The organism is Novipirellula rosea, assembly GCF_039541335.1.
Classification (GTDB): domain Bacteria; phylum Planctomycetota; class Planctomycetia; order Pirellulales; family Pirellulaceae; genus Novipirellula; species Novipirellula rosea.
In genome coordinates, this window is record NZ_BAABGA010000048.1 from 82531 (window position 1) to 106950 (window position 24420).

Annotated in this window: 19 protein-coding genes and 1 tRNA gene; 13 read left to right on the forward strand and 7 right to left on the reverse strand. The window is 54.7% G+C overall.

Annotated features, from left to right (window positions below):
- Positions 1–106 precede the first annotated feature (106 nt).
- Positions 107–703, reverse strand: coding sequence for a class IV adenylate cyclase (gene cyaB / locus ABD971_RS19280; RefSeq protein WP_345324710.1), 597 nt, complete (start codon positions 701–703; stop codon positions 107–109).
- Positions 704–887: 184 nt separating this feature from the next.
- The gene (locus tag ABD971_RS19285; RefSeq protein WP_345324712.1) at positions 888–1751 is read right to left on the reverse strand and encodes a hypothetical protein; all 864 of its coding nucleotides are present in this window, start codon (positions 1749–1751) and stop codon (positions 888–890) included.
- Positions 1752–1995: 244 nt separating this feature from the next.
- Here ABD971_RS19285 and ABD971_RS19290 point away from each other — a divergent pair, with 244 nt between their 5' ends.
- Positions 1996–2595 carry a TlpA family protein disulfide reductase gene (locus tag ABD971_RS19290; RefSeq protein ID WP_345324714.1) on the forward strand — a complete coding sequence of 200 codons (600 nt, stop codon included), beginning with the start codon at positions 1996–1998 and terminating at the stop codon, positions 2593–2595.
- A 20-nt stretch (positions 2596–2615) separates the two neighbouring features.
- On the opposite strand, the gene ABD971_RS19295 is transcribed toward ABD971_RS19290, so the two are convergent.
- Positions 2616–3689 (reverse strand): thiamine phosphate synthase, encoded by a 1074-nt coding sequence (locus ABD971_RS19295; protein ID WP_345324716.1) that lies wholly within the window; start codon positions 3687–3689, stop codon positions 2616–2618.
- 42 nt (positions 3690–3731) lie between these two features.
- Between ABD971_RS19295 and ABD971_RS19300 the strand changes: the two genes are divergently transcribed.
- The 3 genes from ABD971_RS19300 to mqo all read left to right on the forward strand — a co-directional run bounded on the left by ABD971_RS19300 (position 3732) and on the right by mqo (position 6808).
- Entirely contained in the window at positions 3732–4523 is a 792-nt protein-coding gene (locus ABD971_RS19300; RefSeq protein ID WP_345324718.1) for an SGNH/GDSL hydrolase family protein, read from the forward strand.
- Between the two features lie 121 nt (positions 4524–4644).
- A tRNA-Arg gene (locus ABD971_RS19305) sits at positions 4645–4718 on the forward strand.
- Between the two features lie 596 nt (positions 4719–5314).
- The gene (gene mqo, locus ABD971_RS19310; protein ID WP_339938202.1) at positions 5315–6808 is read left to right on the forward strand and encodes a malate dehydrogenase (quinone); all 1494 of its coding nucleotides are present in this window, start codon (positions 5315–5317) and stop codon (positions 6806–6808) included.
- Positions 6809–6842: 34 nt separating this feature from the next.
- On the opposite strand, the gene ABD971_RS19315 is transcribed toward mqo, so the two are convergent.
- Together ABD971_RS19315 and ABD971_RS19320 are read right to left on the reverse strand one after the other, a co-directional pair.
- Positions 6843–8639: a LamG-like jellyroll fold domain-containing protein gene (locus ABD971_RS19315; protein WP_339938200.1), complete on the reverse strand. Its 1797-nt coding sequence runs from the start codon at positions 8637–8639 to the stop codon at positions 6843–6845.
- On the reverse strand, positions 8636–9103 hold the full coding sequence (locus tag ABD971_RS19320) for a sigma-70 family RNA polymerase sigma factor (RefSeq protein WP_345324721.1): 468 nt from the start codon (positions 9101–9103) through the stop codon (positions 8636–8638). The genes ABD971_RS19315 and ABD971_RS19320 overlap by 4 nt, the downstream gene beginning before the upstream one ends.
- Between ABD971_RS19320 and ABD971_RS19325 the strand changes: the two genes are divergently transcribed.
- The 5 genes from ABD971_RS19325 to ABD971_RS19345 all read left to right on the forward strand — a co-directional run bounded on the left by ABD971_RS19325 (position 9005) and on the right by ABD971_RS19345 (position 16645).
- Positions 9005–9238, forward strand: coding sequence for a hypothetical protein (locus ABD971_RS19325; RefSeq protein WP_345324844.1), 234 nt, complete (start codon positions 9005–9007; stop codon positions 9236–9238). The genes ABD971_RS19320 and ABD971_RS19325 overlap by 99 nt on opposite strands.
- A gap of 667 nt (positions 9239–9905) precedes the next feature.
- Positions 9906–11834 carry a sulfatase gene (locus ABD971_RS19330; protein ID WP_345324723.1) on the forward strand — a complete coding sequence of 643 codons (1929 nt, stop codon included), beginning with the start codon at positions 9906–9908 and terminating at the stop codon, positions 11832–11834.
- Positions 11835–11965: 131 nt separating this feature from the next.
- Positions 11966–13363, forward strand: coding sequence for a sulfatase family protein (locus ABD971_RS19335; protein ID WP_345324725.1), 1398 nt, complete (start codon positions 11966–11968; stop codon positions 13361–13363).
- 151 nt (positions 13364–13514) lie between these two features.
- Positions 13515–15002 carry a sulfatase family protein gene (locus ABD971_RS19340; protein WP_345324727.1) on the forward strand — a complete coding sequence of 496 codons (1488 nt, stop codon included), beginning with the start codon at positions 13515–13517 and terminating at the stop codon, positions 15000–15002.
- 176 nt (positions 15003–15178) lie between these two features.
- Entirely contained in the window at positions 15179–16645 is a 1467-nt protein-coding gene (locus tag ABD971_RS19345; protein ID WP_345324729.1) for a sulfatase, read from the forward strand.
- A gap of 361 nt (positions 16646–17006) precedes the next feature.
- On the opposite strand, the gene ABD971_RS19350 is transcribed toward ABD971_RS19345, so the two are convergent.
- Positions 17007–20114, reverse strand: a complete 3108-nt coding sequence (locus ABD971_RS19350) for a DUF6797 domain-containing protein (RefSeq protein ID WP_345324731.1) — start codon at positions 20112–20114, stop codon at positions 17007–17009.
- Between the two features lie 219 nt (positions 20115–20333).
- Here ABD971_RS19350 and ABD971_RS19355 point away from each other — a divergent pair, with 219 nt between their 5' ends.
- Genes ABD971_RS19355 through ABD971_RS19370 form a run of 4 tightly spaced genes read left to right on the forward strand, consistent with a single transcriptional unit; the run spans position 20334 to position 23744 of the window.
- Positions 20334–20555, forward strand: a complete 222-nt coding sequence (locus ABD971_RS19355; protein WP_345324733.1) for a hypothetical protein — start codon at positions 20334–20336, stop codon at positions 20553–20555.
- A 37-nt stretch (positions 20556–20592) separates the two neighbouring features.
- Positions 20593–21651 carry a hypothetical protein gene (locus tag ABD971_RS19360; RefSeq protein WP_345324735.1) on the forward strand — a complete coding sequence of 353 codons (1059 nt, stop codon included), beginning with the start codon at positions 20593–20595 and terminating at the stop codon, positions 21649–21651.
- 55 nt (positions 21652–21706) lie between these two features.
- Positions 21707–23455, forward strand: a complete 1749-nt coding sequence (locus ABD971_RS19365) for a sulfatase (RefSeq protein WP_345324737.1) — start codon at positions 21707–21709, stop codon at positions 23453–23455.
- Positions 23456–23501: 46 nt separating this feature from the next.
- Positions 23502–23744, forward strand: a complete 243-nt coding sequence (locus ABD971_RS19370; RefSeq protein WP_345324739.1) for a hypothetical protein — start codon at positions 23502–23504, stop codon at positions 23742–23744.
- Between the two features lie 55 nt (positions 23745–23799).
- Here ABD971_RS19370 and ABD971_RS19375 read toward each other — a convergent pair whose 3' ends face one another.
- Positions 23800–24150 carry a hypothetical protein gene (locus ABD971_RS19375; protein WP_345324741.1) on the reverse strand — a complete coding sequence of 117 codons (351 nt, stop codon included), beginning with the start codon at positions 24148–24150 and terminating at the stop codon, positions 23800–23802.
- Positions 24151–24420: the final 270 nt, after the last annotated feature.

The window sequence follows — 24420 nt, forward strand, 5'->3', positions numbered from 1 at the left end:
ACATGCTCGTCAGACTACAAGCATAGGTGCTTTGGTAAGGGGAAGCAAACTAGTCAAGCTGGACTAGTCAAACGAGCTTACCCTCTCGCGGTGACCTACAGGGCACTTATTCACCGATACTTTTGCCAGCCGAGACTTCCAGCAACATTCTCAAGTAGCTTCGTGACTCGGTTTGCCGCAAGCCCAACCGGTCCGCCAGCCGCCTGATTCGGTCGCGGGCCTGCGGGACATCCGACTCGTTCTCGGCGATCAACTCGATTTCGGCGAATCGGCCAACCTGCTGGACGTCATCCAGCACCACTGAAAAGCCGCCCCAATCGCTTGCAGTTGACTCCGCTGCGGATTCAGCCGGCTCGAACACACAGCGCGTCTTGCAAACTTCGGCGACCCGCTGAAACCCCAGCAACTGCAGCAACTGTTCGGTCTTGTCGCCATCGGCATCCCCGGGCCCCAGTTCCCATTCCAATTCACGCCGAGCCTTGATCGCGCCAGGCAACTTCGTTCCTTTGTACGTGATCCGCGGCAATCCATTGATCCGCCGCACCCGTAACGCCTCTTTGGACTGGGCAAAATCACGACACGGATGATTGTAATAGGTATCCCGGTGGGTCTGAGTTTCGACGGCCTGAAACCCCGCCTCCAACAACTTTGCTTCGGTGGCAGTCGAATCGTCCAAATGAAACTTTTGCTCAACTTCAAACATAATGGCTTTCACAGCAAGCGAGTGAGTGAGTGTGTGTGATGGAGCCAGGAGGTGACGTTGCTGCAGACTCGACTTAACCGTACGGCCGGCCAGCCAACCCCAGACCGGCCCGCCCTAAGCAGGCCAATCAGCCGAAAACAGGCCAATCAGCCGATGCCAGACTGGCCCGCCGACGCCAGGCGGGTCAGTCGACGACAGGCTGGACGCCTCCGCGACCTGGCGAGGATGGCAGCGGCTTGGCCACTCGGCTCAGTGGTGTTGGCGTCCCTTCGCTGGTCACCCAAATTTCGCCGTTCTCGTCCATACACAGAGCTTCGATCTGTCTCAGGCGAGGCAGATCACTGGCTTCGGCGACCTGTTTTGTTTGTTCGGCAACCGACATGTCGCGTGGTGAGCAGCGAAAGCAAAAAGCTTGAAAGTAGTTGGCAATCCACAAGTCGCCCGTGCGTGGGTCAATATCGGCAGCCGAAACCATCGGCAGCGCCAGCACCCCTTCGACTTTTGCCACCACCCGGATCGCCGCGGGGCCCGACGCCGCTGAGTCCCCCGACGTCGCTGAGTCGCCCGACGCCGCTGCCGCGATCGACGCCGGCGGAGCTGAGCGGAGCGATTCCAGTCGTCCCAGCAAATCAGGTAACTCTACAGAGTAAACGTTCACGTACGGGATCGCGGATTTGGCAATCATCAAGATTTTGCCGCGGGTGGGATCCACCGCAATCGCTTCGCAATCGCGGGCTCCATCGGGGTAGGTGAGCTGTACCGTGAGATAACTTTTAATTTTTGTCGCACGTGTCGGGTCAGGTTCGTCGAACAAATAGAAAAAACAGGCATCGCGTTTGCAGTCGTTGTCTCCGCAATCTGCCACCAGCAGGTACTTTCGATCACCCAGTTCAAACGAGGCCATATCTTCCCAATCCAACGACGAAGCCGCAATCAATTCGCAGCTGCCTGTGGCTTTCCCGCGGGAATCAAAGGCGAACAACCGTGCGGTATCGCCTGAATCGTTATGCGACCAGAAGTGCCCAGGCTGCCGCTGAGAGGCGGCCAAACCACTACTCTCGCTTAATTGGGGTTCCTGCAGATAGATTGGGGGGGAATTGGCGGTTGAGCCCGTATTCTGCCCATTTAAATCCTGGGCGAATGTCCACTGAACCGTCGCTACACTCGATAATAGAGTGAACGAAAAGAGAGCGAACGAGATCGCAAGATGAAAAGCTCGAAGGTGACCCATTTGATTTATTGCTTTTTGATAAACGACCTTTAGCGTGCAACAACATTCCGAAACAACTGATATGAACGAAGTTCCCCAACAACCAAGAGCGTCCCGGTCGTGGTGGCCGCTGCTCGTCTTAATCTTAGCGTTTGGGCTGTTCGCTGTCAGTCGAAACCAACCGGCCAGCGATTCGCAAGACAGCGTTGCGATCGGCAAGTCCGCTCCGCAACTAGAATTGGTTCGACTTTCCCAAGATCCTTCGGAAATGTCGATCGAAGGCTTACCCGCAGGCAAAGTGACGCTGATTCATCTGTGGGGAACCTGGTGCGGCCCCTGCACGATGGAATACCCTCATCTGTCGGAAATGGTCCAAGAATTTGCATCCAACGATAACTTTGCGTTCATCTCGATTTCGTGCGAAGCCGGGTCGTCGGAAACCATCGAAAGCCTAGCACAACGAACGCAAAACTTTCTCGATTCGATCGATGCCGATACGGATGTGTTCGCCGATCCGCGTGGTATGTCGCGAGAGAACGTTGCCAAGTCGCTTGGGAAACCGCACATGTATTTCCCGACTTCGGTGCTGGTGGACCAGCAGGGCACGATCCGCGGCGTGTGGGAAGGATTTTCGCCCAATGGCGTCGATCAAATGAAAGCCAAAATCGAGGAACTATTGTAAGCGGCAGACCACGACACCGGTTATTCAGTTTGTGTTCCCGATAGCAATGTTCGCTTTAGCGTCTTCGCGGCATGCACGGGGTCCTCGGCATCGCGAATCGCGCCGGTGACCGCGATCCGGTCACAACCGGTTGCCATCACTTCGCTGACGTTGCTTTGATCGATGCCTCCGATTGCAAACGCGGGTACCGTGATCGACTGTGTGACTTGCTTCAGAAACTCTGGTCCCACGTAAGCATCAAACTGCTTGGTACGGCCCGCGAAAATGGGACCGCATCCGATATAGTCGGCACCGTCATCGACCGCCTCTTTTGCCTGCTCGATCGAGTGAGTGGAAATTCCTAGCAAGCGGCGATTTCCGATGATGGCACGAGCCGCGGCCGCTGGCAATTCTTCTTGTCCGACATGGACGCCATCCGCACCGGAGGCAACCGCGATATCGGCGCGATCATTGACAATGAACAACCGCCCCTGCTTTCGCGCGACCGCCGCACCGACACACGCGCGACGGTAAAGCGTGCGGTCGTCGAGCGAGTGATCACGGAGTTGAAAAATATCCACCCCCGCCGCTGCAAGCCGCTGGATCGAAGCGACGAATTGTGACTCCGATTCACCGCCATCGATCAGCAGATACAATTTTGCTGCGGCCAGCTGAGCGGTGTGCTGGTTCGTGAATGCCGCCAACTCCAACGATGCACTCGCTTGGTAGGCTCGATAGCGGATCTGTTCCACCTTGGCAGCAAAATTGGCATCGATTGTTTTGCCATACTCTTCGATCACTCGCAGCGATTGAGCGATGCGGGCGGCGGCAGCCGCGATCACTTTCTGCGGTGACGACCGCTCGTATTCGGCCGCTTCACGAATCTCGGTCCCCACGTCGCCCGGCGTATCACGCGCTTCGATCAATCGCTGGCGATCGACACTTTGGCCAATGGCGGTCGTCAAATCGTGGCGAAGCGATTTGAAGTTGCCGCTGAGGGCAGCATCGTCCAGGGCGAACCGGGCATACTCTTCCAAGGTGCGAAGCCCTTCGGTCGCTCGATTTATCGAGGCATCCAGAATACGATAGGTCGCCTGACCTGCTAGGATTGGCATCGGTTTAAGTCGTCAACGGGAAACGAGAGAGGAATAAGAAACATGAAGACATCCGCAGCTTTCGCAAGCATCGTTGCTTCGGTATTGATGATCACGATCGCATTTTCGCCGATGGCGATTCCAGCGACCGCGGACGACGGGGGTAAAGCCAGCCCTGAGAAAACGCAAACAAAACCAGCTCCGAATCGTAATGCAAAGCCCAAAAAGGTGAACCCGGCATTCCAGCCGCCCGTGGCCGCAGAGGGACTTCCCAATGTGCTGCTGATCGGCGATTCGATCTCGATCGGTTACATGGTGGATGTCCGCAAGCAGCTTGATGGCGTGGCAAATGTCTATCGCCCGGCGGTCAATTGTGGACCGACCACACGCGGGTTGCAGTCGCTTGAGGCATGGATCGGCGATCGCAAATGGGACGTCATCCATTTTAATTTCGGGCTGCATGACTTGAAATTCATGGGTCCGAAGGGACAAAATTTGGCGGATCCCAACGCGGCGACAAGCCAACGCCAAGTTCCGATCGATCAGTACGCAGACAATTTGAGAAAGATTGCCGAGCGGCTCAAAGCGACCGGCGCGACGGTGATTTGGCGAGAAACCACGCCGGTTCCTGCAGGAGCGGCCGGACGTATCGCGGGCGACGCAAAGCGTTACAATGATGCCGCGGCCAAGGTGATGGCCGAGGTGGGTGGGATCCAGATCGACCCAATGTACGACTTTGCAACCGAGCATGCGGATTTACAATTGAAGGCCAACGTGCACTACACCCCAGCGGGGTCAAAGAAGTTAGCCGAGCAAGTGGCGAAGTCGGTCCGAAACGCGTTAGAAAAAAAGTAGTCCGTTCCCCCTTCCCACGTCGCCAGCGCAGCTGCAAAATTTCACTTCAGAACGCTCACCGTTCTGAAGTCATTGGCAATGAAACGCCCCCCCATTTTCAAAACGCCTCACTTTTCCAAACGCCCTCGTAGCTCAGCTGGATAGAGCAGCTCATTCCTAACGAGCAGGTCGCAGGTTCGAATCCTGCCGAGGGTGCTTTCTCTGGTCGCACTCGACCAAAATGCCTGGATCGAGCAAAATCCCTGGATCGAGCAAAATGCCTGGATCGAGCATCGACCCAAAGTGGGAATCTATGATTGCGATCCTATGATTGCGTTGTTCGTCGCTGCGATGTCGCCTCGGGACCTCACAGTATCGACGAAGAACCTATTCGAAAACCGGTAGCGAATGTCGTCACGACTTCCCGAGCAGTGGTGGGCGTGAAGCCCGAACGGTTTCTGCGGTTCCTTTCATCCACGACGATTCGAAAACCGTCCTCGTGAAATCAGCTCTATTTCCTCCTGTGGCACGATTGTGCTAGTGCCTGACACCATCGTCAAGGTTTCCCCTATGGTGATGACTAAAATTAGGGGGGTGGCAGCTTATCGCAGCTTTAAAAAAAATGGTCTCACTCCCCTGGCAATGGACATCACTCGACGATGCCTGATTTTGGGCCTGATGATTCTGGGCCTGATTCTGTGATCGACGAACTTTCGAACTGCCTTTAACTTGTAGATCAGCAAACGCGTCCCTGGACGCCTCAGCTCCTTTTCAAAGTGGCCTCCTCTCCTCAAAGCGGATTGTTCATCCCAATGTCTATCGATAACCCTGATGTCATCCTAATCGGCAGCGGAATCATGTCCGCAAACCTAGCCGCGATGCTGAAACGTCTGGATCCAAGTTTAAAGATCCAGCTGTATGAGGTCTGCGAAGAAATTGCTCAGGAAAGCTCGAATGCTTGGAACAATGCGGGCACGGGACATGCCGGTATCTGCGAACTAAGCTACACCCCGAATCGTGACGCCGATGGCTCCGTCGATGTGAGCAACGCGATCACGATCTTCGAACAATTTGAACAGTCACGTCAATTCTGGGCGTATGCGGTGTCCGAAGGGATGATCGACACGCCGCCGGACTTTATCAACCCGGTTCCGCATGTCAGTTTCGTGCACGGCCAATCCCAGGTCGATTTCTTGCGAGCGAGATTCGAAGCGATGTCGTCCCATCACTTCTTTGCTGAAATGGCATTCTCGACCGATCGCAATGAGATCAAGCAATGGGCTCCGCTGTTAGTCAACGGACGCGACGATACTCCCATCGCTGCAACACGGATGACAGGCGGCACCGATGTCAACTTTGGCGCACTGTCTCGAAAACTGATTGGTTGGATGGCGATGCAAGACGATTGCGGCGTCGCCACCGGTCATCGCGTTGTCGGACTGCGACGAACGTCACAGGGTTGGGATGTTACGGTCAAGGATCGGAAAACAAGTCAGCAATTCACCAAGTCGGCAAAATTTGTCTTTGTCGGAGCGGGTGGAGGCAGTTTGCCGCTGCTACAGAAATCAGGAATCCCTGAAAGCAAAGGCTTTGGTGGCTTTCCGATCGGCGGACAGTGGCTGGTTTGTGACAACCCAGCGATCGTGGAGCAGCACTCCGCGAAAGTCTATGGACAAGCCCAAGGCGAAGCGCCCACGATGGCTGTTCCACATCTCGATACGCGGGTGATTGATGGAAAAAAGGCGGTTCTATTTGGTCCCTTTGCCGCCTGGACAACACGGTTTCTGACCAAGTCCGGCGGACTGACCGATTTACCGGGTTCGATCCGACTGGACAACATCGCCTCGCTATTAAAAGTCGGTGCCTACAATCTGCCACTGGTCAAATACTTGATTGGACAGGGACTGCAGAGCATGGAAAGTCGAATGAAATTGCTGCGAACGTTCTATCCAGAAGCCCAAGCCAAGGATTGGCGTCTGGTCGACGCCGGAATTCGCGTTCAAGCGATCAAACGCGAAGACGGTGAGGCAGGGATCGTTCACTATGGAACGGAGATCGTCACCGACAAAGACAAGACGATCGCCGCATTGCTGGGCGCTTCTCCAGGTGCTTCGGTTTCCGTCTCGTTGATGCTACAAGTCATCCAGGACTGTTTGCCCGAACTGTTGGACGATCGCGACGGTCATGAGCGAATGAAAAAGATGATCCCCACTTTTGATGTCAAGCTGCAAGAGCCATCGTCGACAGAGCTGTTTCGCGAAGTCCACCAGCGATGCGACCACGACTTGCAACTGGACCGAGCGTGAGATTGCGGGGCGTGCTGGCGATCAGCAAATCGGTTTACGGTTTTCCTGCCGACCAGATCTCTTCGATTTCTGAATCGTCGAAGACGCGGTTTGCGATCAGAACTTCATCGATCACTCCATAGAAGCGACGCTGTGACCCGCCGGAGGTACGCTCCAGTTCGTCTGCGGAAACTCCGAAATTGCCAAGTTCCAAAAAGTCCAACAGCAGCGGCGAAGAATCTTTTAGTTTTCCAGTACCGATGCGTTTGCCGTTTAGAAAGTGAACGACCTCGCCCGTTGCCACGTTTGCAGTGACTGCCAAGCACGACCATTGGCCCCAGTTGTCCGAGAGGGTTGCTGGATTGCGGGCGGCTGTTTGGCTATAAGTCCAACTCTTGGGAGAGACGTTTCCATAGCCGATGTTAAATGTCGCGTTCGCATTTTCATGATTCAGTTCCCAGCGAACGGTCTGCACCTTGGATCTGGATCGTCGGGCGAGCGCTTCCTGAACAACCCGGTCGCCGGTGGGAGCAAAACGGGCCCGGCGACGTGGAGATTCTGTCATTAACAGTGACGTGATTGGCTGCGTCAGCGCGTCGATGCGCACCCAGGCGAGCATGGTGAGTGATTCGTGGGCACCAGGGACCTGAAACAGAATACGATCTCCGGCGTTACGATATCCGGCGGCTCGCTTTGAAGGCCAGCGACCGGTGGTCCAGTCACAGCCGATGATGACGCCGTCGGTCGCATTGGACGCGTCGGCCGCTGTGTTCCGAACCTCCAACGCACCGGGATCCGATACTTCAAAGGTATAGTGCAACAGGACGGCAGGGTCGTTGCTCAATTCGCGAGCCTTTTCCTGCCAAAGCATGTATTGTCGCTGTGCACGTTCGTTCCGCTTTTTGCGAAGATCCGAGGGATCCGGAAAACGGCCGGGTGAATACGGAACCGTTTCGGGTCCGGCATCGGTCATGCGAATCGCATGATGTTCCTGCAAGGCCATCATCGCGGTCTTTGGTGTTTTGATCTCGACGGAACCTTCCAGAACATGCACCTGAGACTGTCGATCACGTCCCACATCGATGCTGAACGCCGTTCCTACGTCGATGACCTCCATCTCCTTGGTGACGATGCGGAAACCATGTCCCATCTCAGAGACGAAGCAGCTCGCTGATCCTTCGCGCAAAAAGACCTCATCCGCGCCCCGAAGCTCCAAGTTTCCTGGACCGCGCACAAGCAAACGCACACCCGATAGAAAATCCAACTGAATCGTGCCGCTACGCAGCACAAGGTCGCCCGTGCCCACCAGTGCTCCGGTCACAATCGGTTCACCATCCCCCCAATCCACATCGACTGCTTGACTAAGGACCGCCACGCCACTGCGCCCCGCCATTTCACCCGAATCAGAATCGACGATTACCGAATCCGAGGCGATTAGTGGGACGGAATGCTTGTCTGGATCAATCCGACCGCTCGACCAAAAGAAAAATGTCAAAAATCCAACCAATGACGCCGCCATGCCCACGACAAGTGCAAGCGATTGCCAGCGGCGTCTATCTTTGCGAGTTTCAATCGTTGCAAAGCCAGGAGTCGTGATCTCGTGCATCACCCTTGATTCAAGATCATCCGATTCACGGTCCAACACCGCTGCACCAATCAAATCTTCAAGCTCAAGCCAACGCGGCTCACTTGATTGAACGGCCCTCAACTGACCATGCATGATAACTTCACGAACGAACGCTTCGCGGAATTCGTCGTCCGACTTGAGCCGCTCGATCATCGGTGTGAGCGTCTTGTCGTCAAACTCGTTGCCAAGCCAGGCAGCAAGTAGCTGCTGTAGATCCGCATTCATTGGTCGGTCTCCTTACGAACACATTCACGCAGTAACGCATTGGCGCGGTAGTGAAGATTGTAAACGGCGCCGACCGTCGTCGATAATTCGCCTGCCATCGACGCCGCTTTGATACCGTCGAGTCCCGACCGTACTACCAAACGCATCCGTTCGGGAAGTTGATTGATGCATCGCAGCAGAGCTTCAATGGCGGCGTCGGCTTGCCCGCTGAAGACGTGATCAATATCGCTCTGAATGGCCTCGACAACCTCCTCACGAAACTTTGCCTCATTCGCGTTACGCCGGCCGATTTTGCGAAAATGCATCAAGAGCTCGTTCTTCGCGATCCCACGAAGCCATGCCCGAAAATCCTTTCCCGACTCAAATTGATCAAGATTGCGAAAGGCCTTGATGAACACTTCCTGCGCGAGATCATCGACCTCGTCGGCACGATGCAACTGGCTGCCCAGGTAACTTCGGAGCATCAAGCTGTGTTCGCGCACGACGTGCCGGAAAGCCTCACGGTCACCCGCGAGAACATGAGCAATGGCTCGTTGCGTTTCGAGAGAATCCGTCAACTTAACACCTTAAAATGCCCTAAACGTCCCTTAAGCAGTTAGGCAGGAGTCTCTCAGTAAACTGGCCGTTTTGGCGCTAGCGGGCTGTTGATTTAATCGAAATGCAAATCGCAGTAGTGAGCCGTGGGCCGTGAGCCGTTAGGCACCGGGTAATGCGTGGAACCCGGCCGCTTACGCGCGAGCGGCTTACTAAATCAACAAGCCGTTGACGAGTTCCGCTACAGGAAATGCTTCACAGCGTTGGTCCAAACGGCTAACGGGATTTCACTCAATGATTCCTGCCAACCTGCTTGGATGGTCTCGATTGACTTCAGTGATAAACGTTACTGCGCCCTCCGACAAGAGAACATCACACCCCCCTTGGCACCGGCTATTTCAGTACCGTCGTGGCTGCGCTCGCCAGAGCGTGGATTTCCGCTTGCTTCTAACATGTTTGCCGCCCGCTCTGGAATCTGCCACGACTTTGAGAAAAACTCGCCAACTTTCCGCGAAATCCACACGACCAGGATCACCAAACGCATACGGACAATTCTGTCAGTTTCCTGTGTGAGATTCGGCGTTCCCAGGCATACAAGTGCTCGTCGGCTCGACTTTTAAAGCGAATCAGATTCGAGCCGAGTCGGAAAAACTTTCCCACCTCAACCCCGAGCCGCTCGTGCCGCACTCTCAACGCAACCGAAATTCATGTTCTCCGTCGCAACGGGTGCTGATGATATCAGTGGTCGCCGCGTTTTGTCTTTGTTCAACCGTTAGAGCAGCGTCACCACCGAATGTCGTTTTCATCCTTGCCGATGATCTTGGCTGGAGCGACACGACGCTGTTCGGCACGACATCATTCTACAAGACACCTCATATCGAACGTCTGGCAGCTCGCGGCATGACGTTCACGCGAGCGTATTCGGCCAGTCCATTGTGCTCGCCAACAAGAGCCAGCGTGCTGACGGGGCTCAGTCCCGCACGTCACGGAATCACTTCGCCGAATTGCCATCTGCCGCAAGTCACTCTAACGGCAACCGCGACCCAAACCGGTCCCGCGAATCAGAAATGCACGATTCCGAATTCGGTGTCTCGGTTGGATACCAACTACTACACGCTGGCGGAAATGTTCCGAGACAATGGCTATGCGACCGGACATTTTGGCAAGTGGCATCTCGGATCGGAGCCGTACTCGCCCTTGGAACACGGTTTCGAAGTGGACATTCCTCACCATCCTGGTCCAGGACCGGCGGGAAGCTATGTCGCACCGTGGATGTTCAAAGATTTCGACCACGATCCGGATATCCCAAACGAGCACCTTGAAGATCGCATGGCGAAGGAAGCCGTCGCGTTCATGCAGCGGCACCGCGACAAACCCTTTTTCCTGAACTATTGGATGTTCAGCGTGCACGCGCCCTTTGATGCCAAACGATCCCTGATCGACAAGTATCGAAAACACGTTGATGAGAACGATCCGCAGCGCAGTCCAACCTATGCCGCGATGGTCGAAAGTATGGACGATGCGGTTGGCACCCTGCTAGACACGCTTGACCGACTTGGCATTGCCGACAACACGATCATCGTGTTCGCATCGGACAACGGCGGCAACATGTACAACGAGGTCGACGGCACGTCGGCAACGAGTAACTTTCCGCTCCGTGGTGGCAAGGCGACAATGTACGAAGGCGGAGTCCGCGGCCCAGCGATCGTTGTTGATCCGGGTCACGTGAAAGCTGGCTCACGCAGCGACGAAGTCATTCAAAGTTGCGATTTCTATCCGACTCTGTTGGAGCGGCTCGATATCGATCCTCAGCCCAATCAGTCGTTCGACGGCATCAGCATCGCTCCCGCATTGCAGGGAAAGCCACTGGATCGCGATGCAATCTTTACGTACTTTCCGCACTCGCCCAACATTCCGGAGTGGCTGCCCCCGTCCGTCAGCGTTCACGCTGGCGACTGGAAGCTGATTCGCATCTTTCACGGCGGCGACGATGGCCAGCACGATTACAAATTGTTCAACCTGAAGAACGATCTTGGTGAACAGAATAATCTCGCCGCGGCTCAGCCTGACCGAGTCCGTGAACTTGACCAACCAATCGACGATTTTCTGACCGACACCAACGCCGTTGTGCCTTTACCGAATCCCAAGTTTGATCCAACGAAGTATCGTCCTGAATTGATCGGCCAAGCGTCCTTGAAAGGCACCGGCAAAGGCGGAAGCAAAACCCAAAAGAATCAGCCTCTGAAAGCCCAAAAGCCAGTTGCTGGCTGGCTACCCGGCGGCACGTGCCAGCTTGTGCTCGAAGACGGTTCGCTGATCTTGTCGAGTGATGGTGGCGATCCCTATTTGAGCTACACGCTTCCCGCTGCGGTTACTGAAAAGACGCTCGTGCTGAAATTCACAATGAGCTCGGACGCAACGGGAGCGGGGCAGTTGTTTTGGCACGAGAAAGACGTTTCCCCCGCATTCATCCGCGACCGCAGTACACCATTCGACGTCAAACACGACGGCAAGCCTCACGAGTACAGCATTCAGTGGTCTGTCGATAACCCCGTCCTTGCCGTCCGCATCGACCCTGCCACGGGGCAAGGCAGAATCACTCTCGCCAATATTCGACTGACAACCGGCGATGGGCGTGAGATTTATCGATGGAAGTTCTGATTCATCACTGGATCAATCACAACTGCAATCGGATCTCATGCCGCTGACCATTCGCTCGAGCGGAAGATTTTGGTTATCGCGATCGATGACCTGACAAACAAAACAACTAGAAACACCCGAAAGGTGAACACGTGAAATCGCTGCCCCTACAGACCGTCTTGCTGTTGTTGCTGTTATCTGCAGCAGCGACTGCCAACGACCGTCCCAACATTATCGTGATCTATACCGACGACCACGGGTACGCCGACCTTTCATGCCAGGGTGTGGTTGATGATGTGCGAACTCCGAATGTCGACGCTCTTGCCAACAGCGGTGTACTGGCCCGACACGGGTACAGCACTGCACCGCAGTGCATTCCGTCTCGGGCAGGTTTGCTGGTAGGAAAATTCCAATCCAAGTTTGGGGTCGAAGCCAATGGCCAATCGCTCGAAGGTTTTGACCGAGAACTCACGATCGCCGAGCGACTTCAGTCCGCCGGATATATCACTGCCCAGTTCGGAAAATGGCACCTTGGCGCGGGGCCAAAGATCACCGATCACGGCTTCAAACATGTCTACAACCAAAACAGCGGCGGACCATTCGCTGCCAACATCGGCCTGGATGGAAAGGATCGCGAGATGGGCATGTTGCCCACCAAGGCCTATCACATCGACGGATGCAGCCAAGCGGCGGCGGCGATCATCGACCGTTACAAAGACGATCCGTTCTTTCTGTACGTGGCTTACCGAGCTCCCCATGTCCCACTGGACGCAACAAAGAAATATCTCGACCGCTTTCCGGGTGAGATGCCGGAACGTCGCCGTCAAGCACTCGCCATGCTTTCGGCCGTAGATGATGGCGTGGGGTTGATCACAAGCACGCTGGCAAAACACAACCTGACGGAAAAGACACTGATCTTCTACATCGGTGACAACGGAGCACCGCTGAAAATTCACAAACGAGACGCCCCGGGCGGTGGTCCGGGTTGGGACGGTTCGCTCAACGATCCACTCAATGGTGAAAAGGGAATGCTGGCCGAAGGTGGCATGCACGTGCCCTTCGTCATCTCGTGGCCCGGCACGATTCCCGCGGGCCAAATTTACGACCATCCCATCAGCGCCTTGGATGTGGCTGCGACGGCAGCGTCACTGGCAAAACTTGACACCAAGCCCGGTGATTTGGACGGCGTTAACCTGATTCCATTTTTGAGCGGCGAAAACAAGGCCGCACCCCACGACGCATTGATGTGGCGGTGGATTGCTCAGGCCGCGATTCGCGAAGGCGATTGGAAGCTGCTGCGGGGAGGAGAGCGTGAATATTTGTATAACCTCAAATCGGACATTGAAGAGCAGCACAATGTCTTAAGGAAATATCCGGAGGTCGCCGACCGACTGCGACGCAAACTGACAACGTGGTCCGAAACGCTGGATCCACCGGGGCTGGCGACCGGCCCAATGACACCGGCGTGGATCGATTACTACGACTTCTACCTAGAAGGAAAAACGCCCAATCGCGTAAAGTCTCCCGCAAGAGCCAAGGCAAAGCGGTAGCATAAGTAACAACCACGTGAGGCTCGCAAGAAAGCAACGGCCAACAAATAGAATCCAAGCATACGTCAAGTCCGCGCCACAGCTCTTTGCACTCACGTGCACGGGGACTTGTTTTGATGCAAGAAACAGCAATCAACGTTAAGTAAACCCTATGAATTCAACTGTTCGCCAACGATCGTTTTTACCGCTGATGCTTTTCAGCCTAGTGTTCCAGGCAACCGTTTGCGTCGCGAAACCGCCGAATTTCGTGATCACCATTGCGGACGATCACGGTGTGTACCACTCTTCCGTTTATGGGTCACCCGAGTTCCAAACGCCCAACCTGCAAAAAATGGCGGAAGAGGGGATTCGATTCGACAATGCCTATGTCGCCTCGCCAGCCTGTGCGCCCAGTCGTGCGGCACTGTTTACGGGGCGAATGCCTTACAATAACGGCATCGTCGGCAACCACGAATTCGAACTCAAGCCCGGCGTCCATTCGCTGCTGCCGACGCTACTGGATCAAGGCTACGAAATCGTCTTCCACGGGAAGGTTGGCCACGCCGGGCGGAAACACTTCGGCCAGTACGTGCCGGACAGTGTCAAGATTCTCGGCGGCGGCGGCTTGCAACAAACCATGACACTGGATCAGGTGGAGTCATTTCTCCAGCAACGCCCCGTGGACGCGCCACCGCTGGCACTGTTTCTTGGTTGGACCGACACGCATACCGCTTGGCCGCCCAAAGAAGAGGCCCGAATTGCTCCCGAAGATGTCGTCATTCCGCCGAAGATTTTTGACACGTACGAAGCGCGAGTGGAAATGACGCGATACGTCGAAGGCGCCGAGGACATCGACCGCCGCGTCGGGCAAACTCGAGAATTGATCGCCAAACACCTGGATGTGAACAACACTTTGGTCGTTTACACGTCCGATCATGGGATGCCGTGGCCGTTCGCAAAATGGTCTCTGTACGAAACAGGAATCCGCACCCCGTTGATTGCCGTTTGGCCGGGCAAGATTAAGCCGAATTCATCGACCGGTGCGATGGTCAGTTGGATTGATCTGATGCCCACGCTGATCGACTTGGCCGGTGGCACGTCGCCCGCAGGCATCGACGGGCGTTCGTTCGCCAAAGTGCTGGTTGGCGAAACCAACCAGCATCGCGACGTGATCTTCGCAACGCATAAAGGTGACAACGAAAAGAACGTCTACCCGATTCGCAGCGTCCGCGTGGGCAAGTGGAAATACATCCGCAACCTGCACCCCAAGTTCGCTTACACCACCCACACGGACGTCTGGGCCAAGGAAGTGCCGCGTATTGACGGGCACTGGGCACACGCCGGCCACCACTGGCAATCGTACATCGACGCCGCAAAAACCGACCCGAAGGCGTCAGCATTCTTGCACGACTATCACAGCAATCCAGCCGAAGAACTTTATCAACTCGATCAGGACCCGTACGAACAGAACGATCTCGCGGGCTTGCCTGACCACGCCGAGAAGCTGGCAGAACTTCGCGAGCTGGTTTCCAAGCGAATGAAAGAAGTCGGCGACGACCAGTCGCTCAGCGGACCGCCGCAACTGCTAAAAGACTTTTCGTTGCCAGAGATAACGCCGAACGACACCACACGATCTAAGCACCGTCGGAACAATAAGTGACGGGTTTTCCCGTAGCGGAAGTCGTCAAGACTTTCGTTTTCCAGGCTGGCCGAAACTCTCGCGCGAGTTCCGCTACGTCAGTAATGACTCCGAAGGTCCTAAGCCTCAACCGTAGCCTGGAAGACCTGCGATGATGAACGAATTAAGTCTACAACTCGCTATATGAGAATCGAATGATGAAAACGACTTGTCTGATCATTATTGCCATGATCGCAGCGACACTGATTCCGCAATCACCGGCACATGCTGAAAAGCCGAACGTTTTGTTCCTGATTGCAGATGATCTGAATACCGCACTGAGCGGTTTTGGGCACAAGCAGTGCAAAACACCCAACCTCGATCGGCTGGCACAGCGCGGCGTCAAGTTCCAGAACATGCACTGTCAGTATCCGGTTTGTGGTGCGTCGCGTGCCTCGATCATGTCTGGCCTTTATCCGTATTCAAATTTGACGCTGGGCAATGAAGGCACCTTGCGAGGCAGTATGCCCAATGTGGTAACGCTGTCGCAGACTTTTCGCAACAACGGCTACTACGCGGGACGAGTCAGCAAGATTTATCACATGGGCATTCCGTTTGAGATCATCGACGGAACAGCGGAAAGCGATGATCCATTTTCATGGGACACAGCGATCAACATCAAAGCTCCCGAACAAAACGCTCCCGGCGAACTAACGAACTGGTCGCCAAAAGACAAAGGATCACAGAGCTTTACTGGGGTGATTGCATCCAGCGGAGACAGCGAACACGCCGATGGGATGGCAGCAGATCGTGCCATCGAGATGCTTAACCAGGTGAAAGACAAACCGTTTTTTCTAGCCGTGGGATTTGTGAGACCGCACGTGCCTCTGGTCGCACCGAAAAAGTATTTCGACCAATACGATCGAGAGGCAATGGAAGCACCAGAGGTGCCGGAGAATGACTTGGACGATGTGCCAGGAATCATCCGCAATTACAAACGAAACAGCACAACGTACGGGGTGACGCCGGAACTGCACAAAGGGCTGTTACAGGCCTACTACGCCAGTGTTTCCTACATGGACGCACAGGTCGGACGCGTCCTGGATGCTTTGGAAGAAAAGGGGTTGGCGGATAATACGATTGTCGTATTCACCAGTGATCACGGCTACCTTTTGGGGCATCACCACAAATACCAGAAGCAGCACTTGTTCGAAGAGGCCACGCGTGTGCCATTCATCATCAGCGTGCCGTGGCTCAAGGATCAGCACGGCCGTAGCACTACAAAGATCACGGAACTGGTCGATCTTTATCCGACTCTGGCCGAACTGGCCAGCCTTCCCGCTCCGGACACGCTTCAGGGAACAAGCTTGAAACCACTTCTGGTTGATACCGAATCGTCTTCCTGGAAGAAGGACCAAGCATTCACTATCAGCCGCAGCGGTGGGGAATCGATTCGCACAATGGACTATCGCTTCACTCAGTGGGGCTTTGGCGAGAACGGCTCGGAGCTGTACGATCTGAAAAAAGACCCGGGCGAATTCACAAACCAAGCAAATAGTCCAGAGTATGCCGCGGTGGTGAAGATGCTGCGAGCACAACTGATCGCCAAACGCGATGCAGCAGGCTTCAAGCAGAATCAGGCAGCGATTGTTGGCAAGCCAGGCAAGGGCAAACAAAAAAAGTAAGTGGGATAGGCTTCCAGCCTTTTTATACCCCACAACTCATGTCGAGCGAATTGTCACCTTATCCCGATAGGGATTTAAGCAATTAGCCGTAGGTAAGCGGAGCGCCACCTACGGAATCCGACGTTCAACTGCGGTTTTGACCCTGAAAGGGTCACAGCACCGTCACCTGTGACCCTTTCAGGGTCAACGATTGTGGAATGATTCGTTTTCCGGTGGTGTTCGCTGCGCTCAAACCACCGGCTAATTGCTGGAAATCCCTATCGGGATAAGCTCGTAATTGTCGTGGGGTACAAAAAACTTCTAGCCTGTCATGTCTGTATTGTCTGCATTGACGAGCCTGGAAGCCTATCCCACATGAAGCTTAACGCGTTGCACTTGGTGGAACGACATTATGAATGGTCCAGTAAACCTGTTCGCTGAATGTTGCACCGGATTCGTCGTTAACATTCAATTGCAAACGCAATTGATTGACGGGACGAAGCCCAGGAATTTTCAGCAGCACCGACTTGTGATCTTCGGATAACTGGACGCTCGAGATTGCCACCGATTGCTCGCCAAGCTCTCCGGTTTCAGGGTGATAATGGTCCGATCCATAATTCTTGGTCCACTTGTAGTTCCACTGTTGAGCGGCGTACGAGGCGACGTCGGTTGCCGAAGCGGGATCGACGGGGAAGTTGAACTGAATGCGAAGGCCGCCCGATTCAACTTGGCAATCTTCAATCATGCGAAGCGGTTTGCCCGTGTACCGCACTCGGTAGATACCGTTGTCGGCAAGACCCGCGCGACCGTTGTCGTTCCACCCGTTGAGTCCTGTGAGATAGAGTTGACTGTCGACGGGGTTCACTCGGCCACGCATGATTCCGGTACCGAAATCGTGTGGGAATTTGATCAGCGCTGCCTGTTCGGTGCCACCGATTTTCTGGGTCATCAGATAAAACAAACTGCCTTGCCCAAAGCTGGTGTGCAGAAGACGTCCCGCCAACGGTCCCCAGCGTGAGTCATCGACATACACTTGGCCGCCCGACGAATTGTCGACCTCTTGTGGCATCCAAATCAGCGGCGGGTCGAACGTCTTTGGCGGCACTACGTTCCTAGCGTCGATCCGACCACCATCCGGTGCCCATGCGCCACCCTTTTGGTTTTGAACGTAGCCATAGAAACCGCCGGGTTTTACCAAGTTGACCTTCGATGCCGGCATCCATGTGCCTTGATTATCGCTAACGGTTAGCCGATCATCGGGCAGAATGCCCATGCCATTTGGCGTCCGCAGACCAGTGCAAACGATGCTGCGTGTCTTGCCATCCGGCGAGACCTTCACGACCGCGCCAGGCAACTTGTAATCCGTATACTGTCCACTCTTGGCGTAATAAAAGTTGCCCTGGCTGTCGGTTTGCAGATCAAAGTTGAACGCATGAAAGTAGGTCGAAACATCCGTGTCAGCGCTGAAGCTTTCGTAGAAATCAGCTTCGCCGTCGTTGTTCAGGTCGTGTAAACGCGTCAGCCGATCTTTGCATGTTACGTAGATCAGTCCGTCGACGACCTTGATCCCGAACGGTTCGTACATGCCACCAGCAAACCGCTTCCATTTCAGGTTCATCAGGTCGTCATCCACACCTGAAACGATCCAAACATCTCCACCGACGGTGGCAACGGCGAGTCGGCCGTCGGGAAAGAAATCGATCGCGGACGTACGAAACCAAGTGTTCCACGGGGTCGACTCAGGAACCGAAATTGTATCGACAGCGTAGGCCCCGTCTTGAAAACCGCGGTACCCAACCGTTTCAAGCGTTTGCGGCCAGCGTAAGTCACCACCTGCGACCATCTCAGCCGGATCGATCCGCTCCAGACTTAAGTTCTTACGCTTTGGCGAATCCGCATCGGCATTTGCAAACCGCACGATGTCGAGCAAACGCGAATCGTTGTCGCGGGGAATTCGCACGACCCAATGTTGCTGTTTATCGAGCGTTACGGTGACGCCGGTGGTGTCTCCGCTGATTTGAGGTTGGTGCGGTCCAACGGCCAAAATCAAAGCCTTTCCCTCGCCGATTCGCAGCGTTTGACGTACGGCGGTTTTACCGTCGATCGCGGAAGGAACTTCAAGGATTTTGCGTCCATCAATCGCGTAGGAAAGAACGATTCGGTCGCCATGCAGATAGTGACCACGATAGTCCAGCCAGCGCTGTGGCAACGGTCCGCGTGGCAACACGTCATCGGTCGGGTAGTCGAGCGATTCATCGTGTCCCCACCGCCAAGTCGCCAAGCCGGGTACCGGAGTCCCCTTGGGCTGCGAGTAGCCTTCGCCGCGCCCCCGTTTGTGTTGGGTTTGATCGACGTCGAGAAAACCGTCTGTCCAAAGGCCGGCTTGGTCCATCGTGTGCAGGTTGTAAGCGATCGTCTGGTCGCCCAGGGTGACTGTTAGAGCACTGTTGATGTCGCGCCCCAACTGAGACGCCAACGCCGGTCCATAGTCACGATCAGGATCCGGTTTGAAGTCTCCCATATCCGTACCGGTTGGCAGTGATTTCAGATACTCATTCGTGATCGGTCGATAGTCGGGGTTGGAATCTTTCATGAAGCGATTGCGAATGTAGCCAATGACCGCATAACGTTCTTTTGGTGATAACGCAGTGGTCGCAGCCATCAATCCGTTGCCCTTGGAAAGCGTCTGGAACATGCTGTAGGGATCAGCACCAAACTTCAATTTTTGTTTACCAAACGCGCGTGCCGTGGCCAGCGACGGCGTATTCCCGTCTGCTCCGTGACATTGCACGCACGATGCTTCGAAAATCTGTTTTCCGCCTTTCGCGTGTGTCTTCTCAACTCTCCTCAGGATGCCGGCGTGATTTAAATTGGCGGTGTCGTCTGCGACAACCAATTGATCTGCACTCGGTTTCAACTCACTTGCCCGCGCGGGACCGCCCGCCTGAATCGCAAACAAGTAGCTGATGAGGTCGAGGACCTCACGCTGAGAGTTAAATGTCGCCATCAATCCGCCCGGCATCATCGAAATCTTTTGCTCGCTGCGTGCTTCGATATCATCCTGTGCGATCACGATTTCGGACTGTAAGTTTGCGGCGTCACGCAGCACCAGTGTCTCGTCGTCTTCGCGAACGAACATTCCGGACCGGACATCACCATCGACCGTTAACACTTGAACCGTCCCATACCCTTTGCGGATCGACTTGGACGGATGCAACAAAGCCTCCACCAAATGAACGTCGGTGACTTCGTCGCCGAGTCGCGATAGGTCTGGGCCAAGTGGCGAATCCTGACCCGCCATCGGATCAGCAGCACTCTCATGACATTGAATGCAGCCAGCGGCAGATTTGAAATACACCAGGGCTCCGCGAGCCGGATCGCCACGGCGACGAGCCTCCGCGGCGATATCCGCCGGGTCTGCTCGTTCAAGCAATTGATGCAGCGCTGGCGTTTCCCCCTGAGCCGTCGCCGTCGCTGTTGCCAAAAACATTAGAAGAATAACGAATCGAATACAGAGCATCGGTGTACCACAAGTGAGGATGAATGATTGTGGGAGTAGTATGCCGCTCTACGCGATATCTGTCAGAATTTCTTACGAGTTTTTCATTTTTCCTGTGAGAAGGGTGGGCCGCAAGCATAGATACTGAAGCGAAGAGTGCAAACGGTGACGCGACGGGCTTTCTCCAGCGATCGTACTGTCCCGATACTTTTGTCATATCGGTTCATTCGCTATCACGACGGTTTTGAAGAACTCTACGACTTGAAAAACGATCCGCATGAGTTTACTAATTTGGCTGATTCTTCGGACATGATTGCGACGAAGGCCAGACTGGCCGAAGGCCTGCCCAAGCAGGCGGCTCCACGCCGACGCATTCCCAAAGAATCGAAGTACAACCTACGGCGAGACCGCAACAAAAACGACAAGCGATAACCAAATGATAAATATCCCTCGACCTTATCCGCGATCGATGAATCAAATATTTCGACGAGACGAGCGTGGTTTAGTCACCCGATTGAAACAGGCCCTTTCCCCATCCACCCGAAAAACGGTGATGATGGATTCGTGTTGCCTTAGCAAGCGACCTGCGGGTGTGGTCATGCTTTGCTGCTTTCTGATTACGACTTCACTACCCGCCGCTGACTTGTTAATGATTGACAACGGGTCGGTAAAGGTTGGTATTGATCGCGAGAAAGGCGGCGCGATCACGTGGTTGTCATCGGACGCCTATCCGAGAAACATCGTCAACATTGCCGATCCGGGTCGTTTGATTCAACAATCCTATTACGCGGGTCGTCGACTTGATCGAACGTCCGAAGGACAAAATAAAGCGTGGAGTCCTTGGTCATGGAATCCCATCCAAGGCGGAGGTGTCGGCAGCGAGGGCAGCAAAGGATCTTGGGCACGAGTGACTGCGTTTGAAAAGACAGGCAGTACCTTGTACTCGGAAACGATCCCCAAGCTTTGGGACATGCCCGATGAAGAGGCAGAGGCCGTGATGCGTCAGTGGACGACGCTGGAGCCGAACATGCCAGGTGTCGTTTGCGTGCAATGTGAAATCAAGACGCTGCGTCGCGACGACGATCCTTGGGGCGAGACAAAAAGCAGTCCTCAAGAGGTCCCTGCCTGTTACTTCACTCGCAACTTCGAATCCGTGAAAAGCTATCTCGGCGATGGAAAATGGCGGCCCGAACACCAACCGCCTGGACCGCCGTGGGGCCGTACAACTCCGCCTCGCAAAGCAATGGCAATGTTCGAGCCATCCGGTCAGGGCGTCGCGGTCTTTTCGCCCACGGCTGGTGAGAGTTGGAATTTCGGCCCTCACGGCGGCGGTCAAAGTAACGATCCCGCAGCCGGCCCGTGTATGCATGTCGCACCGATCGACCGCGTGCCGCTAGGCCGCAAGACAACGTTTCGATATCGCTACTGGTTAATCGTGGGTAACGAAAGTGAAATCGCCTCGCGGTTGGATGCACTGTGGACAAAATACTCCTCGGAAAAGTCCCAGCTTGTTGATCCCTCAACTTGACTCGCACTGCTCCCACTCCGTCGCCTGCAACACAATTCTTACCACGGTCCTCACGATGAATCGATTGTTCCTTCTTCTTTTTTGCTTCAGCTTGGCATTCAATTCTTCGCTCGATGCCGCAAAGCCCAATGTGATCGTCATTCTCGCGGACGATCTGGGCATCGTTGACATGAATGCCTACGCGAGAAAGTTCACGGGGACCGATCCTGCGCAGATGTACTACGAAACGCCGAACCTCGATCGTCTGACCAAGGAAGGACTTGCGTTCTCGCAGGCGTACGCTTGCCATCTGTGTTCACCGGCGCGGGCTAGTCTGTTGACGGGCAAGTACGCGGCGCGCACGGGATTTACGACGGCAGTCGGTGGTAATGTGCGAACGTTCTACAACCAAGCGGTCGAGCCACCGCAAGGCTATGTCGCTCAGGACGCGTTGGTCTGGGAAGACAAAATTGAGATTCAGCAAGCCTTGCTCAACGGTACCACCCGCGATGCACTGGCGTCAGGCCAACCATCGGACAATGGACAAAACGAAACGACGATCGCCGAAGCGATGCCCGAACATGACGCTGCCTTTATCGGTAAATGGCATGTGGGTGGTCATGGATCGCAGGGCTGGCAGCCGGCCGATCAAGGTTTTGAAGAGATCTCGTATCTCGACGAAGGCGGATCGCCCTACTTCAATTGGCGAGGCATTTGGGATAGCGGACAAAAGCTGCACCCCAAAACACCGCAGCCGAAATTGTTGCGTGGAAAATCGGGCGGAAACCTTGGGCAGGAATATCTCACCGATGAACTGACCGAGCATGCAATCGATTACTTGCGTCGTCGAGACGATGCGCAGGCGACAAACGGCAAGCCCTTCTTTCTGCACTTTTGTCACTTTGCGGTTCACACTCCGTTTCAAGGACGCGCCGATGATGTCGCCCACTTTGAAAAGAAACCGACACGCGGTTGGAACGGCCATGATAATGCAATCTACGCAGCGATGCTAAAACGGTTGGATGTCTCGGTCGGCCGGATTCTCGATACGCTCGAAGCAACCGGGCTGGACGAAAACACGTTGGTTGTCTTCATGAGTGACAACGGCGGCGTGATGTACACCGATCCGCTCGCGACCAACAACGCGCCGTTTAAGGGTGGCAAGGGGACGCACTTCGAAGGTGGCATTCGCGTGCCCTTGGTGATTCGCTGGAAAGGCCATGTCGACGGAGATCGCTGGTGCAACGTACCGGTGGATTGCAACGACATCTTCCCGACGGTGTTGGATTTGGCCGGCTATGAGCTTTCCGAGCATATCCAACCGGGCGGCATCGACGGGCGTAGTCTGGCCCCACTGCTTGGCGACCCCGCCAATGCGAAACGTGGATACACTCGCGATACTTTTTATCAGCACTATCCTCTGAATGTGATCGTCAAGAACCCCGAGGACGACTTGCCGTCGGCTCCTTCATCCGCAGTTCGCAGTGGGGATTGGAAATTGATTTTCGATTGGTCCGGTGCGCTGCGACTGTACAACATTACGAAGGATCCTTACGAGCAGAACGAATTGTCTGCGGCGATGCCAGAGAAGGCTCGTGAGTTATTCGTTCAATTGAATGATTGGATTGATTCGAACGTCGACGTGAAATACACACCAGCCATCAATCCCGATTACGATCCATCGAAAGAGGCTCGCCAACGTCCGTTCGTGGACCTACGCCGCAAGTACCTGGGCGACGAACGAGCGATTCGCACAGTCGAAGGCGATCCGCGATTCAAGCTGATCCCCGCTGCGATCAAACCTCACGTCGCAACACCGAAATAGTTTCCAATACTCCGAAATAGTGTCCAAGACGCTGGGCATCCGTCGAATGAAATCTCTTTCAACAACGCGAATTCGATTGGCAGCAGCACTCAGTCGTACCACGTTACGCGAGGGACATTCACGCAAGTGCGGCGGTGGCGAAAAACAACCATCAGACGCTCATGCCCAACGAGCACACCAACGAATCAACACGTTTCGAGAGACTGGCACGCCACTATCGATCGATGATCCGCCTCTAAATGCAGATCATGGCTCTCGATTCAAAAACAAAGCCAACGAGATGCGATAATCCAACGTCTTGCTAGACAGGCGTTTTGCTAGTCAGGAATCTTGTTAGACAGGAATCAGACAGCCATCGACTCAAGTTCGCCGAGCGACTCGACTGCGATTTCCAGTATTCGTTCCACGTCCGACGCGGCGTCTTCGGCTGACCAACGCTTCAGTACATCCAACGATAAACTTGCAGACTGTAGCCGGTTTCGAATCGCATGCCTGTGCTTGGATGCATCTTCCATTGCGACCGTATTGGACGAATGGTTGAGCCATCGGTTTGCAACAAATTCGTCCTCGAATAACGTGTCGGACATCGTGACCTCAACCAAAGTTGTTTGTCGGCCAATGCGATCGACACGAATGACGACTCCGAGCTTGTCGAAGCGGAAGATTTCCGAGCACGTTGAGGTCAGCGCAACCATTTGAATGTCTCCTTACATAGTTGACAGATGAGGATTTTTGACCTTCCATTGGTTTTTCCCTTTGCCAGTTGGTCCATGCAATCGGTGTGCCGATTTCGTGACAGTGGCGATTTTGTGGCAGTGCCGATTTCGTGGCAGCTGCTGAAACCGTTTATCTTTTCACGCTGGCACAATCAGCGATCACGCTGGCACAATTGGCCATTTGTGCGGCGGCGATCGCAAACACCGAAGAAGCCGCAACCTCAGCCGGCTCACTTTGTTTCAGAACGT

Coding starts and splice junctions, on each gene's coding strand:
- cyaB (WP_345324710.1), bottom strand. CDS start 703: ATGTTTGAAGTTGAGCAAAAGTTTCATTTGGACGATTCGACTGCCACC.
- ABD971_RS19290 (WP_345324714.1), top strand. CDS start 1,996: ATGAACGAAGTTCCCCAACAACCAAGAGCGTCCCGGTCGTGGTGGCCG.
- ABD971_RS19295 (WP_345324716.1), bottom strand. CDS start 3,689: ATGCCAATCCTAGCAGGTCAGGCGACCTATCGTATTCTGGATGCCTCG.
- ABD971_RS19300 (WP_345324718.1), top strand. CDS start 3,732: ATGAAGACATCCGCAGCTTTCGCAAGCATCGTTGCTTCGGTATTGATG.
- mqo (WP_339938202.1), top strand. CDS start 5,315: ATGTCTATCGATAACCCTGATGTCATCCTAATCGGCAGCGGAATCATG.
- ABD971_RS19315 (WP_339938200.1), bottom strand. CDS start 8,639: ATGAATGCGGATCTACAGCAGCTACTTGCTGCCTGGCTTGGCAACGAG.
- ABD971_RS19320 (WP_345324721.1), bottom strand. CDS start 9,103: ATGCTCCGAAGTTACCTGGGCAGCCAGTTGCATCGTGCCGACGAGGTC.
- ABD971_RS19330 (WP_345324723.1), top strand. CDS start 9,906: ATGATATCAGTGGTCGCCGCGTTTTGTCTTTGTTCAACCGTTAGAGCA.
- ABD971_RS19340 (WP_345324727.1), top strand. CDS start 13,515: ATGAATTCAACTGTTCGCCAACGATCGTTTTTACCGCTGATGCTTTTC.
- ABD971_RS19345 (WP_345324729.1), top strand. CDS start 15,179: ATGAAAACGACTTGTCTGATCATTATTGCCATGATCGCAGCGACACTG.
- ABD971_RS19350 (WP_345324731.1), bottom strand. CDS start 20,114: ATGTTTTTGGCAACAGCGACGGCGACGGCTCAGGGGGAAACGCCAGCG.
- ABD971_RS19360 (WP_345324735.1), top strand. CDS start 20,593: ATGAATCAAATATTTCGACGAGACGAGCGTGGTTTAGTCACCCGATTG.
- ABD971_RS19365 (WP_345324737.1), top strand. CDS start 21,707: ATGAATCGATTGTTCCTTCTTCTTTTTTGCTTCAGCTTGGCATTCAAT.
- ABD971_RS19370 (WP_345324739.1), top strand. CDS start 23,502: ATGAAATCTCTTTCAACAACGCGAATTCGATTGGCAGCAGCACTCAGT.
- ABD971_RS19375 (WP_345324741.1), bottom strand. CDS start 24,150: ATGGTTGCGCTGACCTCAACGTGCTCGGAAATCTTCCGCTTCGACAAG.